Genomic DNA, 16,811 nt, shown 5'->3' on the forward strand with positions numbered 1-16,811 from the left:
TGCCCTAGACTGGACACGTTGCATGGCATGACTCAGCAGATTGATGGTCGAGCCTCTCTTCGAGGCTTATCGGTTTTCTCTTTGGTTGAAGTGACGCGTGACATCCAGCCGCACGCGATTCACGAGTGCGCACAACTCCCAAGGAGACGACATGGCTACCGGAACTGTGAAGTGGTTCAACGCTGAGAAGGGCTTCGGCTTCATTGCCCCCGACGACGGCGGCGAGGACCTGTTCGCGCACTTCAGCGAGATCCAGGGCTCGGGCTACCGCTCGCTCGAGGACAACCAGAAGGTCGAGTTCGAGGTCACGCAGGGCCAGAAGGGCCTGCAGGCCGCCAAGATCCGCGCGATCTGAGCTTTCGCAACGCGAGAACTCCCCGGAAAGCCCCCGCTTCGGCGGGGGCTTTCCCCTTTTCCCGGGCCAGCACTCCCGGGTCCCCCGGGCCAGATCTGTAGCGGTATCCACCGTTTTTCGGTGGCTCAGGCCGAGAAACGGTGGCCAGCGCTACACATCTCGAGCGCGGAGGCGCTGACCGTCGCGACCCACGGCGGCTCCGAGGGTCGCGAGCCGCTGCTCGACGTCGGGGTCGTTGTGGTGACTGAGGTGCACCGCGACCACCTGCGTCGCGGCGTCCACGACTCCGGCCGACCGCAGCGCCTCGATCGAGTCGGCGAAGGTCGCCAGCCCGAGGTGTCGCTCCCCCGCCAGGTCGAGCCGGTCGCCGAACGTCTGCTCCAGCAGCACCACGTCGAGCCGCCGCGACCCGATCGCGTCGAGTGCTCCTGGCGCCCACGGCCCGGTGTCGCAGCCGTAGAGCAGGCTGCCGGCCGCGTCGACCCGGTAGAGCACGGCCTCGCCGAGGGCCTCATGGGCGGCGGGCGCGACCGTGATCCGGAACGGCGCCGCCTCCACCGCGTCGCCCGCGGTCAACTCCACGAGACGCACCGCGGTCTGGCCGGGCGCGAGCCAGTCACGACACCGCGCGATCGCGGGCGCCGGCCCGAAGACGGTGAGCGGCCGCTCGCTGACCCAGCCGCGGTGCAGCAGGAACGCCGGGTCGAGGTGGTCGGAGTGCGCGTGCGACACGAGCACGGTGTCGACGTCGGCGAGGTCCACGCCGGCACGCAGGGCCTGCCGCGCCGCCTCGGGGCCAGGGTCGATCCAGAGTCGTCCGTCGACGAGCACGCTGGTGGGCGTGCGCAGCTCGCCGCGCCCGCGCATCGTCGTGCACGAGGCGCAGCGACAGAACGGCGACGGCCAGCCGTCGGCCGAGCCGGTGCCCAGCAGCAGGACCTCCACGGACTCAGTCGTGCGCCGGGACCTCGCCGCGCAGGCCCGGCGAGCACATGACCTTCTCGGGCGTGATCGCGATGACGACCCGGCGCGGGTTCTCCTTCGGCTGCCGGTAGCGCTGCGCGTACAGCTGCTCGGCCAGGGTGATCGACTCGCGGTCGCGCAAGATTTCGGCGGTGCCCGCGATGCTCAGCCACTGGGGCCCGGCGACCTGCGCCACGGTGGCGCGCGGGTCGCGCTCCACGTTGCGCACCTTCTGGCTGCCGTCCATCGTCGTGATCCGCACGATCCCCTCGTGCACGGTGAAGCCGACCGCGACGACGTGGATCCGCCCGCCGGGTCCGATCGTGGACAGGGTCGCGAGGTGGCGATCGGTGAGGAAGTCGCCCTCGGGCAGCCAGACGTCGGTCATGGGGACCATCATCGCGGGCGGACGCCTGCGGCCCGCCTCGGGTGCCGGATCGTAGGGTGAGGGACGTGTCGACCCCGAACCCCGCCGCGCCCCTCGAGCTCGCCCACGGCCCCGCCTGGCCCAACCGCTGGACGCTCGCTCCCCTGACGAACAAGCAGAGCCACGCCGACGGCACGCTGTCGGACGACGAGTACGAGTGGCTCGTCGCGCGGGCCCGCGGCGGCTTCGGCCTCGTGATGACCTGCGCCGCCTACGTCTCGCCCGAGGGCCAGGCCTGGAAGGGCCAGCTCGGCATCAGCGACGACCGGCACGACGCGGGCCTGCGACGCCTCGCCGACGGGATCCGCGAGCTCGGCGCCGTCTCGTCGATCCAGCTGCACCACGGCGGCATGCGCGCGGACGCGTCGATCTCGGGGCTGCCGCTCGTCGCCCCGTGGGACGACCCCGACCGCGGCGTGCACGCCCTCTCGACGAGCGACGTCCAACGCGTCATCGACGACTTCGTGGCCGCTGCCGTCCGCGCCGAGCGGGCCGGGTTCGACGGCGTGGAGATCCACGGCGCCCACGGCTACGTGCTGTGCCAGTTCCTCGACGCGCGCAAGAACCACCGCACCGACGGGTACGGCGGCTCGCTCGAGGGTCGCAGCCGACCGCTGCGCGAGGTCCTGAGCGGGATCCGCGCCGCCACCGGCGCGGACTTCCAGGTGGGCGTCCGGGTCTCGCCCGAGGGCAACGGCATCACGGTCGCCGACTCGCGTGCCCTCGTCGAGCAGATCCTCGCGTCGGGCGACGCCGACTACGTCGACCTGTCGTTGTGGGACGTCGCGAAGGAGCCTCGCGACACCGCGGTGGACGGCCTGCTGATCGACCAGTACGTCGATCTGCCGCGTCACGGCACGCGCCTCGGCGTGGCCGGGAAGATCCTGGCGGCACAGGACGCCGACTGGTGCCTCGAGCGCGGGGCCGACTTCGTCACCGTGGGCACGGCGGCGATCATCCACCACGACCTCCCCCGACTCGTCGCCTCGACGCCCGGGTTCGTCAGCGAGCCGCAGCCCTTCAGCCGCAGCCGCCTCGAGCAGGAGCACCTCGGCCGCGACTTCATCGACTACCTCGCCGACGGCTGGGACGACTTCGTCGCCTGACCCCGGGAACGACGAAGGGCCACCCCCTGCGGGGTGGCCCTTCGTCGTTGACTCATGAGGGCTGGTGGAGCTGCCGGGAATCGAACCCGGGTCCTATGACGCTGAACCAAGACTTCTCCGGGTGCAGTTCGTCTGGCGCTTTTCTCGGCCCCGGTGCTCGGACGAACGCGTCACCGACAGGCTCAGTAGCGGAGAAGTCCCGATCTGACCTCGCTACACGGTCAGACCAGCAAGTCCTCTAGATGAGATGGACGATCCGGGACGAGGACGCTCCCGGGTCCACCCTTCGCAGGTCGCTGTCAGGCAGCGAGGGCGAAGTCAGTGCGCTTGGAATCGGCACTTATGGGTTTGCAACGATCGTTTGAGAGATGACGTTGCCTTCTCTACCCGCTTCTCTTGGATCGAACGACCACAGTCGAAACCGATCAGCCCCTCTGAAATTGTCAATGCACCCATTCTAACCGGCTGCCGGTGCGAATTGTTCCCGTCGGGGCGTCAGTCGACGGGGCCGACGAGGTCGGCGCCGTTGTGCCACAGCACCGAGCGCATCCAGTCCTCGCCGAGACCGAGGCGGTCGAGGGCCTCGACCTGGTGGGCGTAGGGGTAGGGAATGTTCGGGAAGTCGCTGCCGAAGACGATCCGGTCCTGCAGCGCCAGCAGCCGCTTCGGGTCCACCGGCGGTGGGTCGTCGAAGAAGTCGACGAACGTCATGGTGGTGTCGAGGCGCACGTTCGGGTACCGCTCGGCGAGGTCGCAGAACGCGTCGACCTCGGGCATGCCCAGGTGCGCGATCACGAGCGGCAGCCGCGGGAAGCGCTCGAGCACGGCGGCCACCCCGCGCGGACCCGTGTGCGGTCCCGGCGCCGGCCCGGAGCCGGCGTGCAGCACGATCGGGACCTGCGACTCGTCGAGCGCCGCCCAGACGGGGTCGAGCAGCGGGTCGTCCGCCGCGAACTCGCCCACCTGCAGGTGGGCCTTGAACATCCGCACGCCCGACGCGATGGCGGCCGGGACGTACTCGGCAGCCTCGGGCTCGGGGAAGAACGTGGCCGACGGCACCGAGTCGGGCACCCGCTCGGCGAACCCGGCGAGCCAGTCGTTCATGAACGGCGCGATGCCCGGCTTGTGCGCGTAGGACAGCGCGGTGAACCGCTTCACGCCGAGCGAGCGCAGCGTCTCGACGCGCTCCTCGTCGCTCGTGCGGTAGTGGATCGGCCACGCGCGCCCCAGCTTCGGGCCGGCGGAGTCGAAGTACGCCCACACCTTCGCCAGCACCTGCGGCGCCATGAAGTGCACGTGGACGTCGACGATCCCCGGCACGCCGAGCCGCTCGAGGTACGCGGCCAGGTCGGCGTCCTGCCAGGTCATATGCCCTTGAGCCGGCGACCGACCTCGCGCTCGGCGTCGCGGGACGCCTGGCGCTCGGCGATGGCGTGGCGCTTGTCGTAGGCCTTCTTGCCGCGGGCGAGAGCGATCTCGACCTTCGCGCGGCCGTCCTTGAAGTACAGGCTCAGCGGGATGATCGTGAGGCCCTTGGACTGGGTGCGGTGCTCGATCCGCTCGATCTCGTGGCGGTTCAGCAGGAGCTTGCGGCGACGGCGGGTCTCGTGGTTGGTCCACGTGCCGTTGTCGTACTGCGGGATGTGCACCTGGAGCAGCCAGGCCTCGCCGCGGTCGATCTCGCCGAACCCGTCGACGAGGGAGGCCCGGCCCTGGCGCAGCGACTTGACCTCCGTGCCGGTCAGCACCAGACCGGCCTCGAAGGTGTCCTCGATGTGATAGTCGTGCCGCGCCTTCTTGTTCTGCGCAATCAGCTTGCGACCGGTCTCCTTGGCCATTCGACCATTCTGTCAGGTGAGGGCGACTGGACGCTCAGAGCCAGTTCATCGGGTTCGTGGTCGACCCGTTGACCAGCACCATGAAGTGCAGGTGGCAGCCCGTGGAGTAGCCGGTGGAGCCGACGTAGCCGATGACGTCGCCGCGCTTGACCTTCGCGCCGCTGCTGCGAGCGAACCGCGACAGGTGGTTGTAGGTCGTGATGACGCTCTTGCCGCGCTTGACGCCGTTGTTGAGGATGACGCGGTTGCCGTAGCCGCCGTTGTAGTACTGCGACACGATCGTGCCGCCGGCGGCCGCGCGGATCGGGACGCCGCAGCCGACGCCGAAGTCGGTGCCGTCGTGCAGCTTGTAGACGCCCGTGATCGGGTGACGGCGCATGCCGTAGGGCGAGGTGATCGGGCCGTTGACCGGGCGGCTCAGGGCGCCGCCGGAGTCGCCGGTGGTGCCACCGCCGTCGCCGCCGCCTCCACCGCCGCCGCCCTTCTTCTTGCGGGCGCGCTCGGCGGCCTCGAGCTCCTTGCGGACGATCTCGGCCATCTGGCTCTCGAGGCGACGCCGGTCGGCCTCGAGCTCGGCCTGCAGGGCCAGGTCCTCGGCGAGGGTCGCGTCGGCGGCGCGCTTGGCGCCGGCCCGGGCGGTGACCAGCTTCGCCACGGAGGCGGCCTGCGCCTCGGCCTGGGCGGTCAGCTCCTGCATCTGCACGACGACGGCCTCGGCCTGCTGCTTCTGCTGCGCCACCTGGTCGCGGAGCTCCTCGACCTTGTCGCGCTCGATGCCCAGCATGACCTCGGAGGCGGCCAGCTCCTGCATGATCGCGATCTGGGCGTCGCCGATCGAGGTCTTGGCGCTCATCTGCTCGGAGAACAGTCCGGGATCGGAGCCGCGGAGGAGGTCGCCGAAGGCCTTGAGCCCGGCGTCGCCGGCCATGACGGACTCGACGGCGAAGGACTCCACGGCGCCGCGGGACTGCCGCAGCTCCTTCTCGGCCCGCTCGAGGCGGTCCTCGGCGGCGGAGAGCTCGGCCTCGGCCTTGTCCAGGGCGGCGCGCAGGCGCGCGTCCTCGGCCTGGGCGACCGCGAGCCGGCCGCGCGTCTGCCCCAGCTGGGACTGCGCGTCGGCGAGCTTGGTGTTGGCGTTGATGAAGGCGAGCTTCGCGTCGCGGGCGGCCTTCGTGGACTCCTGGACCTCGTCCTTGGCGTCCTTGAGGCGCTGGTTGTTCTCGCGCTGCTCGCGCTTGACGTCGTCCTTCTCGTCACCGAAGGTGGGCGCGCTGAATCCGGCCACCAGCAGAGCGCTGAGGGCGAGGGCGAGCAGCGGCTTGCGCAATCTCGTCATGTGCCTCGAATCCGGGGAAGTGTCCGTCAGGACGGAATCGTGCGATGTGACTCGAGTGACTCTACGCCTCAGGTTGAGGGTTTGGTGGGCGCTCCGCGCCGCGCGTGTCGCCGCCGCTCACGGTTCGGGCCGCGCGCCGACTGCACTTTTGGAACGGGATGCACCGTTCTCGCGAACGAAAACGTGCATCCCGTTCCAAAAGTGGAGAGAGGTTCGCGAGAGGCCGGCCGGTCGCCGGGCGGCGTCAGACGTCGAGGTACTTGCGCGTCATGACGAACGTCGGCACGAGCGCCAGGAGCAGGGCGAGGACCGTGGTCATGCCCATGACCAGGAACGCGTCCTCCCAGCGCACCCACGTGGTGATCCGGCCGAGCGTGTCGCGTAGGTAGCCGTAGACGACGAAGTGCATGAACGCCGCGAGACCACCGGCCGCGAGCGCCGCCGAGATGAACGCCGCGACGAGCGACTCCAGGACGAAGGGCGCCTGGATGTGCCAGCTGGAGGCGCCGACGAGGCGCATGATGCCGATCTCGCGGCGCCGCGCGAACGCTGTCATCCGGATCGTGTTCGAGACCTGGAGGATCGCCGCGATGATCAGCAGGCCCGCCGTCGCCAGCGCCGCCCACTGCATCTTGTCGAGCATCTCGAACAGCGGCCCGAGCAGGTCGCGCAGCGAGTTGACGTTGCCCACGCCGTCCATGCCCGAGACCTCGCTGACGACGCCGTCGAACTGCTGCGGGTCCTTCAGGGTGACGAAGTACGACTCGGGGAACGAGTCGACGCCGAGGGTCTCCAGCTGCTTGCGGCCCGTGTCGGTCTGGCCGAGGAGCTCGCGCGCCTGGGCATAGTTCTCCTGGGGGCTGCGGACGGTGTAGTCGCGCACCTCGGGGTTGTCGGTGAGGGCGTCCTGGACGGCCTGCTTCTGCTCGTCGGTGGCGGCGCCGCCGACGCACGTGGCCGCCGGGGAGTTCTTGGTGCACAGGTTGACCTGCAGCTGCAGGCGGTCGCCGAAGTACTGCTCGGTGCGCTCGGCCTGGGCCTGGATCAGCAGGCCGAGGGAGGCCAGCAGCAGCGACACGCTCATCGTGACGATCAGCGAGATCGTCATGGAGGTGTTGCGGGTCAGGCTGGCGCGCAGCTCGTTGAGGATCGCTCGCATGGGTCTCAGTTCTCGTAGCCGTAGATGCCGCGGGCCTCGTCGCGCACGACGCGCCCCTCGTCGAGCTCGATGACGCGCTTGCGCATCTGGTCGACGATCGAGGAGTCGTGGGTGGCCATCAGGACGGTGGTGTCCTCGCGGTTGATCCGGTCGAGCAGCTTCATGATGCCGACGCTGGTGCTGGGATCAAGGTTGCCGGTGGGCTCGTCGGCGATGAGGATCATCGGCCGGTTGACGTAGGCCCGCGCGATGGCGACGCGCTGCTGCTCACCGCCCGACAGCTCGTCGGGGCGGCGGTGGCCCTTGCCGTCGAGGCCGACCAGGTCGAGGGTCTCGGGGACGAGGCGCTTGATCTCGTCGCGCGGCTTGCCGATGACCTCCAGCGCGTACGCGACGTTCTCGAAGACGGTCTTGTTCGGCAGCAGCCGGAAGTCCTGGAAGACGGTGCCCAGCTGGCGGCGCAGCTTCGGCACCTTCCAGCTGGAGAGCTTGTTGATCTCCTTGCCCGCGACGTAGACGTGGCCCGAGGTCGGGCGGGCCTCGCGCAGGATCAGGCGCAGGAAGGTCGACTTGCCGGAGCCGGAGGCGCCCACGAGGAAGACGAACTCGCCCTTCGTGATCTCCAGGTCGAGCCGGTCGAGGGCGGCGCGCTTCTGGCCGGGGTAGGTCTTGGTGACCTTGTCGAAGCGAATCACCCGATCGAGTGTAGGTGTGTGACCTGAGGAAACCCGGCAGCCGCCGGGCCCGTTTCCCGTGAGGAGTGCCTCACCGCGGATGCGCCCTCGAACGCGGGGCCGGGCGGTCCGCGAGGCATTCCTCCGGCGCGACCGGCCGTGGTCCCGGCGGCTAGGGTGAGAGCGAGTCAGCACGCCGGGAGTCCACATGAGTCTGCATGCAGTCGAGGCAGCCGCCTCGATGCTCTCGGCTCGTGGCACCGACCTGGAGGACCTCGTGCGCGAGGCCGGACGGATCCGCGACGAGGGTCTCGCCCGCGCCGGCCGCCCCGGCGTCATCACGTGGTCGCGCAAGGTGTTCGTGCCCGTCACCACGCTGTGCCGCGACCGCTGCCACTACTGCGTCTTCGTCGACACCCCCGCCAAGCTCGAGCGCAAGGGCATCGCCCCGTACCTCTCCGAGGAGCACGTGCTCGCGATCGCCCACCAGGGCGCGGCGCTGGGCTGCAAGGAGGCGCTGCTGACCCTCGGCGACCGCCCCGAGGACCGCTGGGACGTCGCACGCGAGTGGCTCGACGCGCACGGCTTCGCGTCCACGCTCGACTACGTCGGCCACCTGGCGCGGCGCATCACCGCCGAGACGGGCCTGCTGGCGCACCTCAACCCCGGGGTCATGACCGCCGAGGAGCTGCGCGTCCTGCGCCCCACCGCCCCGTCGATGGGGATGATGCTCGAGACCACCAGTCACCGGCTGTTCGCCGAGCCCGGCCAGGCGCACTTCGGCTCCCCCGACAAGGACCCGGCCCTGCGGCTCCAGGTGCTCGAGGACGCGGGCCGCCAGCGGATCCCGTTCACCACCGGCATCCTCGTGGGCATCGGCGAGACCGTGGAGGAGCGGTTCGACTCGATCCTCGCCCTGCGCGACCTGTCGGAGCGGCACGGCCACGTGCAGGAGGTGATCGTGCAGAACTTCCGCGCCAAGCCCGCCACCGCGATGCAGGGCGTCGCCGACGCCGAGACCGACGCCTACATCGCGGCCGTCGCCACCGCGCGCATCGTGCTGGGTCCCGACGCCCGCATCCAGGCGCCGCCGAACCTCTCCGATCCCGCCGAGCTCGCGCTCCTCGTGGCCGCCGGCATCGACGACTGGGGCGGCGTCAGCCCCCTCACCGCCGACCACGTGAACCCCGAGCGCCCGTGGCCCCAGGTCGACCAGCTGGCCGAGCTCACCCGCGCCGCCGGGTTCGAGCTGCGCGAGCGCCTCACGGTGCACCCGCACTACATCCGCGACCGCGATGCCTGGATCGACCCCGCCCTCCACGACGCCGTCCTCGCCCTGGCTGACGCCGACGGCATGGCCCGAGGAAGCGCTGGCAGTGACGTTTCCGGGGCAGAATCGCCCGAAACACCCCGCAAACGTCACGCCCAGCGAGTGCGGATCGAGGACGACCCGGCCGGGCTCACCGACGACGAGTACGTGCGGCTGATGACCTCCACCGGGCGGGACCTCGACCGGCTCGCCGGGCTGGCCGACGAGCTGCGACGCTCGGTCGCCGGGGCCACCGTCTCGCTCGTGCAGAACCGCAACCTCGGGTCCGACCGGGTCACCGATCCCGACCTCGTCGCGCAGGTCGCGGCCGACGCCGTCGACCTCGGCGCCACCGAGCTCTGCATCCAGGGCACCGCACCGGCCGGCACGCCGGACGACGTCTACGAGCAGATGCTGCGCGCCGCCCGCGCCGCCGCGCCCGGCCTGCACCTGCACGCGTTCCGCCCCGCCGACGTCATCGACGGCGCACGTCGCACGGGCCGCACCGTGGCCGAGCAGTACGCCGCGCTGGCCGCCGCGGGCGTCGACACCGTGCCCGGCACGGGCGTGAAGGTCCTCGACGAGGAGCACCGTGCGCGGCACTTCCCCGCCGACCTGCCCGTCGCCGAGTGGGAGCAGGCGATCCGCGCGGCCCACGGGCTCGGGCTGCGGTCCACCTCGGTGCTCTTCTACGGTCACGGCGAGTCGCCCCTGCAGCGCGTGCGCCACCTGCGCCGCCTGCGTGCGATCCAGTCCGACACCGGCGGCTTCAACGAGCTCGTGCCGATGGCGTTCCCGGGCGGCGACCACGACGACGACCAGCACCGCGCCGTGCACGCCGTGGCCCGGCTGCTGCTGCACGGCAGCATCAGCCACGTGCAGGCCGCCTGGACGCGCCTCGGCGTCGACGGCGCCACGCTCGTCCTGCGCTCGGGCGCCGACGACCTCGGCGGCACGCTCTACGACGGCCGGGTGCTGCCCGGGGACGGCGTCGAGTTCGGCCACGAGCTGACCATCCAGGCCGCCGAGCGCATCGCCCGCTCCCTCGGCCGGCAGCTGCGACTGCGCACCACCACCTACGGCGTCGCCCGATGACGCGCGTCCGCGTCGCGGTCGTCGGCGCCGGCTTCGCCGGGGTCGCCATGGCCCGCCGCCTCGCCGCGGCCGGCGAGTCGTTCGTCGTGCTCGAGCGGCGTCCCGGCATCGGCGGCACCTGGCACGACAACCGCTACCCCGGCGTCGCGTGCGACGTGCCGGCGCACCTGTACGGCTACTCCGACATCGCCCACCCGGGCTTCAGCCGCGTCTTCGCGCCCGGCGCCGAGATCCGCGAGTACCTCGAGGACGCCGCCGCACCCGTCGCCGATCGCATCATGCTGTCCACCCGGCTCGAGAACGCGCGGTGGGACGGCACCCACTGGCAGCTGGCCACCTCGCGGGGCGCCCTCGAGGCCGAGGTCCTCGTGATGGCCGCCGGTCGGCTCACCGAGCCGCGCCTGCCCGACGTGCCGGGCACCTTCGACGGCCCCGTGGTGCACACGGCGCGCTGGGACGACGAGCTCGATCTCGAGGGCAAGCGGGTCGCCGTCGTCGGTACCGGCGCTTCGGGCGTCCAGGTGGTCCCCGAGCTCGCTCGTCGGGCCGAGTCCGTCGTGGTGCTGCAGCGCAGCGCGCCCTACATCCTGCCCAAGGGCGACCGCGCCTACGCCGACGCCGAGATCACGCTGTTCGAGCAGCAGCCCGAGCGGCTCGCCGACCTGCGCGGCGCGCTCATGCGCGAGACCGAGGAGGTCTTCGACCAGCGCGCCGGCGACGGTCGAGCCGAGGCTCGCGCGCGAGCCCTCGACCACCTCGCCGACCAGGTGCCCGACCCCGTCCTGCGCGCGGCGCTGACGCCCGACCACGAGTTCGGCTGCAAGCGCGTCCTGTTCAGTGACGACTACTTCGCCGCCCTGCGGCTCCCCCACGTGCGACTCGTCCCCGGCGCCCTCACCGGCTACGAGGCCGGCGCCGTGCTGGCGGCCGACGGATCGCGTCACGAGGTCGACGTCGTCGTCACGGCCACGGGGTTCCACAGCACGCGCCAGCCCTACGCCGAGCTCGTCACCGGGCGCGACGGGATCTCGCTCGACCAGTACTGGTCGCAGGGCATGCGGGCCTACGGCTCCACCGCGGTGCACGGCTTCCCCAACCTGTTCGTGCTCGACGGCCCGAACGCCACGCTCGCGCACAACTCCGCCGTGCTGATGATCGAGGCCCAGGCCGACTACGCCATGTCGGCGATCCCGTGGACCGCGCACGGTCCGCTCGAGGTGTCGGTGGAGGCCGAGCAGGCCTACATCGACGAGATCCAGGGCCGCAGCGGTGTGTGGACCTCGGGCTGCAGCAACTGGTACGTCGACGAGCCGTCGGGCCGCCAGGTGCTGCTGTGGCCGGGCAAGGCCCAGGAGTTCCGCGACCGCTTCGGCTACTTCGAGCCCGAGCCGTTCGGGCTGGCGCACCTCGACCCCTCGGAGTCCGAGGGTGCCTGACCGGCGTCGGCGGGCCTGGACGGTCGTCATCCCGGTGAAGCCCCCGCACCTGGGCAAGTCCCGCCTCGACCTGCCCGGGATCGACCGGGTCGAGCTGGCGCGCGCGATCGCCCTCGACACGATCGAGGCCGCCGCCGAGGTCGCCCGGGTCGTCGTCGTCACGGCCGACCCGATGATCGGCGCGCCCGGCGTGGAGGTCGTGCTCGAGCCCGAGCCGCGCGGCATCGCCGCCGCCGTCACCGACGGACTGGCCGCCGCACCGCACGGACGACGGGCGGTGCTCCTGGGCGACCTGCCGGGCCTGCGTCCCGACGACCTCGCGCTCGCGCTCGAGCTGGCCGAGGACACCAGGCTCGGCGCCGTCCCCGACGAGGAGCGCCAGGGCACCACGCTCGTCACCGCGCGCGAGGGCGACCTGCCGGCCGCGTTCGGGCCGGGGTCGTGGCAGCGCCACCGCGAGGCGGGCTTCGTCGAACTGCCCGTCCCCGTCTCGTCCACGATGCGCCGCGACGTCGACCGGGCCGACCATCTCGTCGGCACGCTCGGCCCTCGCACCACGGCCGTGCTGCGGCGGGTGGTCTGAGGCTCAGTTCCGGCTGAAGACGGGGCCCGTTCCCTCGGGCACCAGACGGCCGCCGTCCACCGTGAGCGCGGCGGGCAGCTCGGCCGGCGGGTCCTCGTCGTCGCCGCAGTGGACCACGCCGGTGTCGTCCGGCGTCAGCAGCACCTGACCGCCGCGCAGGTCCCAGCGGCCGGGGATCTCCGAGCACGTGTCGGTGATGACGTAGGTGTCGTCGTCCAGGAGCGTGAGGATGAGCCGGCGGCCCGTCTCGGGGATCGGCTGGGAGACCCAGGCGCCCAGCACCGGCAGCGTGTCCTCGGGCTGGCCGACGCCGGCCGACGACGTCTGCGCGGGATAGCCCTCGGGCGTCTCGCCCGCGCAGCCGGCCAGCACGAGGACCGCCAGAACGAGGGCCGACAGGGTGCGCATGGCCACAAGGTAGACCGGCTCCGAGCCGCGGTCAGCACCTCTGAGGGATGGATTTCAGGCTGGAATGCGAGCAACTCTCACAACAGTCGCTCTGGCCCCTCAGTCCTGCGTGAACGTGGGCCCTTCGCCCTCCGGGACGAGGCGGTCGCCGTCCACCGCGAAGGCCTTCGGCAGCTCCACCGGCGGACCGACCTCCTCGCCGCACTGGATCCCCCCGTCGTCGGGCGTCAGCAGGACCTCCCCGCCGGTCAGCTCCCAGCGCCCGGTCAGCTCGAGGCACTCGTTCTCGGCCACGTAGGTGTTGTCGTCGGAGAGCGTCAGGATGACGGTCTGGCCCGAGTCGAGCGGCTCGGACGTCCAGCGGCCCAGCACGGGCAGCGTGTCCTCCGGCCGCTCCTCGCCGGCCGAGGTTCCCGGGTCCGACGCCGTGTCGGAGCCGTCCGAGCATCCGGTCAGCAGGGTCAGCGCGAGCAGGAGGGCAGCGAGGAGGCGCATGCGCCCACGCTAGCGACCGGCCTGATGCTGGTCGATGCGCGCGCGCTCTGCCAAGGTGTGGCCCGTGATCGTGCTGCTGAGGCTCTGGGCCGTGCTCGTGGCCCTCGTCTGGCTGGTGCCGGGCTTTGGGCTGATCGACCTGTTCTTCTCGTGGAACCCGGACTGGCCCGTGATGGTCGAGGCGGGCTGGGGCCTGTTCGTGAGCCTGGGACTGGCGCTGCCGCTGCTCGTCGCGGCCGTCCGACCGGCGTCGGCGCAGGCAGCGCTTGCGCAGCTGAGCGTCGCCGGGGCTGCCCTGCTGGGGGCGGTCGTGCTGGGTCGCGAGGCGGAAGCCTGGTGGATGCTGCTGCTGGCCGCCGTGTCGGGACTGACCGTCTGGGCGATCGCGCGTCGGCAGCCATCGTCGTCCTCGAGCCCGGTACGCCTCCGTGCGCTGGTGCCGCTGGCGTTGGTTGCGGTGCCGTTCGCGCTGACCTACGCCTGGCGGATGACGACGGCCGGCTGGGACGGGCCGCCCGCCGACATCACCAACGACGTCGACCACTACGTGATCCAGGCGGCGTTGGCCCTCGCGGTACCGGCGCTGGCGCTGCTCGCGACACGGTCCGGGAGCCTGAGGCTGTCCGGGACGAGCGCGGCGCTCATGGCCGGCTACAGCGGCCTCGTGTCCTGGGCGTTCCCGGGGACGCTCGCCGGCTGGCCCGCGTGGATCTCGGTCGGCGCGATGGCCTGGGCCGCCGTGGTGCTCGCCGTGACGTGGTGGCCGGCCAACGCTCGCATCGAGACGTCAGCGTGACCGCCGAGCCCCGTGAGTGGCGCAGATGTGCCCGCCACTCGGCGAGTGGCGGGCGATTCTGCGCCACTCGGCGTCCGGGGGGGCGGCGGGTCAGGGGCGGAGGGCGGCGCGGGCGAGGGCGGCGGACGCGGAGGGGTCGGTCATCCAGAGGGGCTCGACGCGCACGTCCCAGCCCTCGGCCTCGAGGCCGGGGGCCAGCGCCGCGTCCTCCTCGGCCACGAGCCAGGTGTCGAGCACGCCGCCCTCGGCACGGCGTCCGTAGTGGCGCGCCACCGCGTCGGCCGAGGTCTCCACGCCGATCGCGGCGAGGCACGCGTCGGCCATCCCGCGCACCACCCGGCCGCCGATGATCGGCGAGACGCCCACGACCCGGCGCGCGCGGCCCAGAGCCTCGCGCACCCCGGGCACGGCGAGGATCGGGCCGATCGACACCACGGGGTTCGACGGCGCGAGCACGACGACGTCGGCCCCCTCGATCGCCTCGACGACGCCGGGTGCCGGGCGCGCATCGGCGATCCCGGGGTTCTCGAACGCGGTCGCCCGCAGCGACGCCCGGTGCCGCGTCCACCACTCCTGGAAGTGCATCCGGGTGCCGTCCTCGACGACCACTTGGGTGTCGACCTCGGTGTCGGTCATCGGCAGCAGTCGCACGCCGATGGGCCACCGCGCGCCCAGCCGCTCGGCGACCTGCGACGGAGCCAGCCCGTCGCGCAGCCAGCCCGTGCGGGCCAGGTGGGTGCCGAGGTCAAGGTCACCGAGGGTGAACCATGGCCAGCCGGCGCCCCACGCCTGGAGCTCCTCGCTGACCCGCTCGCTCTCCCCCGCCCGGCCCCAGCCGCGCTCGGTGTCGTTGACGCCGGCCAGCGCGTAGAGGATCGAGTCGATGTCGGGCTGGAGGCGCACGCCGGAGAGCCACAGGTCGTCGCCGGTGTTGACCACGACCGTGATCTCGTCGGTGGCCTCGACCGCGTCGCGCAGGCCCTTGACGAAGCGGGCGCCGCCGACGCCGCCGGCCAGCACGGTGACGCGCATCAGCCGCCCGTCCGGAAGAGGTCGTCCTCGAGCGGACGCAGGATGCTGCGCGCGCCCGGCAGGTCGAGGTCGCCCACGAGGTCGGCCCGGCCGCGCACGACCGCGACCGGCACGTGCCCGTCCTTGGGCTTGACCAGCTCGGCCGCCGAGCACAGCTCGTCGCCGACGCACGGCAGGGTGACGGCCAGCGGCCGGCCGTCGGCGTCCCGGTCGGGCCGCTCGAACAGCTGCACGCCGGCGGCGCCGATCGCGACGTCGGTCTGGCCCAGCCGCCACGGCCGGCCCAGGGTGTCCGAGACCAGCACGCCGACGTGCGCATCGCGGCGCAGGTCCTCGGCGATCGCCCTCGCCGAGGCGTCGGGATCCTCGGGCAGCAGCAGCACCTGGCCCTCGGGCACGTTGCTCGCGTCGATGCCCGCCGCGGCCGCCACGATGCCGAGGCGGTTCTCCACGATCCGCACCGGCCCACGCTCGGCCACCACACGCACCGTCTCCGCGGCGATCGCGGCCTCGCGATCAGCGGCGGGGATGAAGCGCCCCTCCGCCTTGCTGACGACCTTCGAGGTCACCACGACGATGTCGCCGTCCTTCAGGTCCGCGTGCGCGCGGATCAGCGCGGCGAGGTCGTCGCCGGGACGGATCTCGGGCAGCCCGGAGATCCCGAGGACGGTCAGCATCGGGAGGATCAGGCCGCGGTGGACTGGTTCCGGCGCCAGCGGATGCCGGCCTCGATGAACTCGTCGATCTCGCCGTCGAGGACCGCCTGGGTGTTGCCGGTCTCGTATTCGGTGCGCAGGTCCTTGACGAGCTGGTACGGGTTGAGCACGTAGTTGCGCATCTGGTCGCCCCAGGACGCCTGCACGTCGCCGCGCAGCTCGTCGAGGTGGGCGCGCTCCTCGGCCTTCTTCAGCGCGAGCAGCTTCGCCTTGAGGATCACCATCGCGCTGGCCTTGTTCTGCAGCTGGCTCTTCTCGTTCTGGCAGCTGACGACCACACCGGTGGGGATGTGGGTCAGGCGCACCGCCGAGTCGGTGGTGTTCACGCTCTGGCCGCCGGGTCCGCTGGAGCGGTAGACGTCGACGCGCACCTCGTCTTCGGGGATCTCGATGTTGTCGGTCTCCTCGAGCACCGGGACGACCTCGACCGCGGCGAACGAGGTCTGCCGGCGGCCCTGGTTGTCGAACGGGCTGATGCGCACGAGGCGGTGCGTTCCGGCCTCGACCGACAGCGTGCCGTAGGCGTAGGGGGCGCGGATCGCGAAGGTCGTGGACTTGAGCCCCGCCTCCTCCGCGTAGCTGGTGTCGTAGATCTCGACGGGGTACTTGTGGCGCTCGGACCAGCGGATGTACATGCGCTGGAGCATCTCGGCGAAGTCCGCGGCGTCGACGCCGCCCGCGCCGGAGCGGATCGTCACGAGGGCCTCGCGCTCGTCGTACTCGCCCGAGAGCAGCGTGCGCACCTCGAGGCTGTCGATGGAGTTCGCCAGGCGGTTGACCTCGGCCTCGGCCTCGGCGAGCGAGTCGGCGTCGCCCTCCTCGGCACCGAGCTCGAGCAGGACCTCGACGTCCTCGAGCCGCTGGCGCAGGTTGGCGACGCGCTCGCTCTCGGCCTGCAGGGCCGACAGTCGCCCGGTGACCCGCTGCGCGTTGGCCTGGTCGTCCCAGAGGTCGGGGGCGCCCACCTGCTCCTGGAGGTCGGCGATCTCGGCCTCCATCTTGGGCAGGTCGAGCACGCGCTCGATCGACGTCAGCGTCGCGCCGAGCTGTTTGATCCGGTCGTTCAGGTCCGTGGTGGCCACC

General features: G+C 71.8%; 18 protein-coding genes and 1 other RNA gene. 6 read left to right on the plus strand and 13 right to left on the minus strand.

The features are described from left to right. The first annotated feature begins 151 nt into the window (after positions 1-151). The gene (locus ACK99Q_RS00835) at positions 152-355 is read left to right on the plus strand and encodes a cold-shock protein (RefSeq protein ID WP_410184367.1); all 204 of its coding nucleotides are present in this window, start codon (positions 152-154) and stop codon (positions 353-355) included. 150 nt (positions 356-505) lie between these two features. Here the strand turns inward: ACK99Q_RS00835 and ACK99Q_RS00840 are convergent, their stop codons facing one another. Together ACK99Q_RS00840 and ACK99Q_RS00845 are read right to left on the minus strand one after the other, a co-directional pair. Then, complete coding sequence (locus ACK99Q_RS00840) at positions 506-1,300, minus strand: MBL fold metallo-hydrolase (RefSeq protein ID WP_410184368.1); 795 nt, start codon at positions 1,298-1,300, stop codon at positions 506-508. 4 nt (positions 1,301-1,304) lie between these two features. Continuing rightward, entirely contained in the window at positions 1,305-1,706 is a 402-nt protein-coding gene (locus tag ACK99Q_RS00845) for a pyridoxamine 5'-phosphate oxidase family protein (RefSeq protein WP_410184369.1), read from the minus strand. Positions 1,707-1,771: 65 nt separating this feature from the next. Between ACK99Q_RS00845 and ACK99Q_RS00850 the strand changes: the two genes are divergently transcribed. Next, the gene (locus ACK99Q_RS00850; protein WP_410184370.1) at positions 1,772-2,851 is read left to right on the plus strand and encodes an NADH:flavin oxidoreductase; all 1,080 of its coding nucleotides are present in this window, start codon (positions 1,772-1,774) and stop codon (positions 2,849-2,851) included. A gap of 62 nt (positions 2,852-2,913) precedes the next feature. Here ACK99Q_RS00850 and ssrA read toward each other — a convergent pair. The 6 genes from ssrA to ftsE form a co-directional block, all read right to left on the minus strand. Further along, positions 2,914-3,284: a transfer-messenger RNA gene (gene ssrA, locus ACK99Q_RS00855) on the minus strand. Positions 3,285-3,346: 62 nt separating this feature from the next. After that, positions 3,347-4,219 carry an amidohydrolase family protein gene (locus ACK99Q_RS00860; protein WP_410184371.1) on the minus strand — a complete coding sequence of 291 codons (873 nt, stop codon included), beginning with the start codon at positions 4,217-4,219 and terminating at the stop codon, positions 3,347-3,349. Further along, positions 4,216-4,689, minus strand: a complete 474-nt coding sequence (smpB, locus tag ACK99Q_RS00865) for an SsrA-binding protein SmpB (RefSeq protein ID WP_410184372.1) — start codon at positions 4,687-4,689, stop codon at positions 4,216-4,218. The genes ACK99Q_RS00860 and smpB overlap by 4 nt, the downstream gene beginning before the upstream one ends. A gap of 34 nt (positions 4,690-4,723) precedes the next feature. Next, positions 4,724-6,025 carry a peptidoglycan DD-metalloendopeptidase family protein gene (locus ACK99Q_RS00870; protein WP_410184373.1) on the minus strand — a complete coding sequence of 434 codons (1,302 nt, stop codon included), beginning with the start codon at positions 6,023-6,025 and terminating at the stop codon, positions 4,724-4,726. Positions 6,026-6,269: 244 nt separating this feature from the next. Then, entirely contained in the window at positions 6,270-7,184 is a 915-nt protein-coding gene (gene ftsX, locus ACK99Q_RS00875) for a permease-like cell division protein FtsX (RefSeq protein WP_410184374.1), read from the minus strand. 5 nt (positions 7,185-7,189) lie between these two features. Next, positions 7,190-7,879: a cell division ATP-binding protein FtsE gene (gene ftsE, locus ACK99Q_RS00880; protein ID WP_078700200.1), complete on the minus strand. Its 690-nt coding sequence runs from the start codon at positions 7,877-7,879 to the stop codon at positions 7,190-7,192. A gap of 187 nt (positions 7,880-8,066) precedes the next feature. Here ftsE and cofG point away from each other — a divergent pair, with 187 nt between their 5' ends. From cofG to cofC, 3 genes are read left to right on the plus strand one after another with little or no spacing between them, the layout of a single operon-like run. Beyond that, on the plus strand, positions 8,067-10,262 hold the full coding sequence (gene cofG / locus ACK99Q_RS00885; protein WP_410184375.1) for a 7,8-didemethyl-8-hydroxy-5-deazariboflavin synthase CofG: 2,196 nt from the start codon (positions 8,067-8,069) through the stop codon (positions 10,260-10,262). Next, positions 10,259-11,698, plus strand: a complete 1,440-nt coding sequence (locus tag ACK99Q_RS00890) for a flavin-containing monooxygenase (RefSeq protein ID WP_410184376.1) — start codon at positions 10,259-10,261, stop codon at positions 11,696-11,698. The genes cofG and ACK99Q_RS00890 overlap by 4 nt, the downstream gene beginning before the upstream one ends. Beyond that, the gene (cofC, locus tag ACK99Q_RS00895; RefSeq protein ID WP_410184377.1) at positions 11,691-12,281 is read left to right on the plus strand and encodes a 2-phospho-L-lactate guanylyltransferase; all 591 of its coding nucleotides are present in this window, start codon (positions 11,691-11,693) and stop codon (positions 12,279-12,281) included. The genes ACK99Q_RS00890 and cofC overlap by 8 nt, the downstream gene beginning before the upstream one ends. Before the next feature lie 3 nt (positions 12,282-12,284). Here cofC and ACK99Q_RS00900 read toward each other — a convergent pair whose 3' ends face one another. Together ACK99Q_RS00900 and ACK99Q_RS00905 are read right to left on the minus strand one after the other, a co-directional pair. Then, positions 12,285-12,689: a hypothetical protein gene (locus tag ACK99Q_RS00900; RefSeq protein ID WP_410184378.1), complete on the minus strand. Its 405-nt coding sequence runs from the start codon at positions 12,687-12,689 to the stop codon at positions 12,285-12,287. 99 nt (positions 12,690-12,788) lie between these two features. After that, entirely contained in the window at positions 12,789-13,184 is a 396-nt protein-coding gene (locus ACK99Q_RS00905; RefSeq protein WP_410184379.1) for a hypothetical protein, read from the minus strand. 34 nt (positions 13,185-13,218) lie between these two features. On the opposite strand from ACK99Q_RS00905, the gene ACK99Q_RS00910 reads away from it, so the two are divergent. Further along, entirely contained in the window at positions 13,219-13,980 is a 762-nt protein-coding gene (locus tag ACK99Q_RS00910; RefSeq protein ID WP_410184380.1) for a hypothetical protein, read from the plus strand. Between the two features lie 90 nt (positions 13,981-14,070). On the opposite strand, the gene cofD is transcribed toward ACK99Q_RS00910, so the two are convergent. From cofD to prfB, 3 genes are read right to left on the minus strand one after another with little or no spacing between them, the layout of a single operon-like run. Next, positions 14,071-15,012: a 2-phospho-L-lactate transferase gene (gene cofD, locus ACK99Q_RS00915; protein WP_410184381.1), complete on the minus strand. Its 942-nt coding sequence runs from the start codon at positions 15,010-15,012 to the stop codon at positions 14,071-14,073. Further along, positions 15,012-15,689 (minus strand): coenzyme F420-0:L-glutamate ligase, encoded by a 678-nt coding sequence (gene cofE, locus ACK99Q_RS00920; RefSeq protein ID WP_410184382.1) that lies wholly within the window; start codon positions 15,687-15,689, stop codon positions 15,012-15,014. The genes cofD and cofE overlap by 1 nt, the downstream gene beginning before the upstream one ends. An 8-nt stretch (positions 15,690-15,697) precedes the next feature. Then, positions 15,698-16,810, minus strand: coding sequence for a peptide chain release factor 2 (prfB, locus tag ACK99Q_RS00925; RefSeq protein WP_410184383.1), 1,113 nt, complete (start codon positions 16,808-16,810; stop codon positions 15,698-15,700). Position 16,811 lies beyond the last annotated feature (1 nt).

Source organism: Aeromicrobium sp. MLTX1 (assembly GCF_046452335.1).
In the GTDB taxonomy this organism is placed as follows: Bacteria; Actinomycetota; Actinomycetes; order Propionibacteriales; family Nocardioidaceae; genus Aeromicrobium.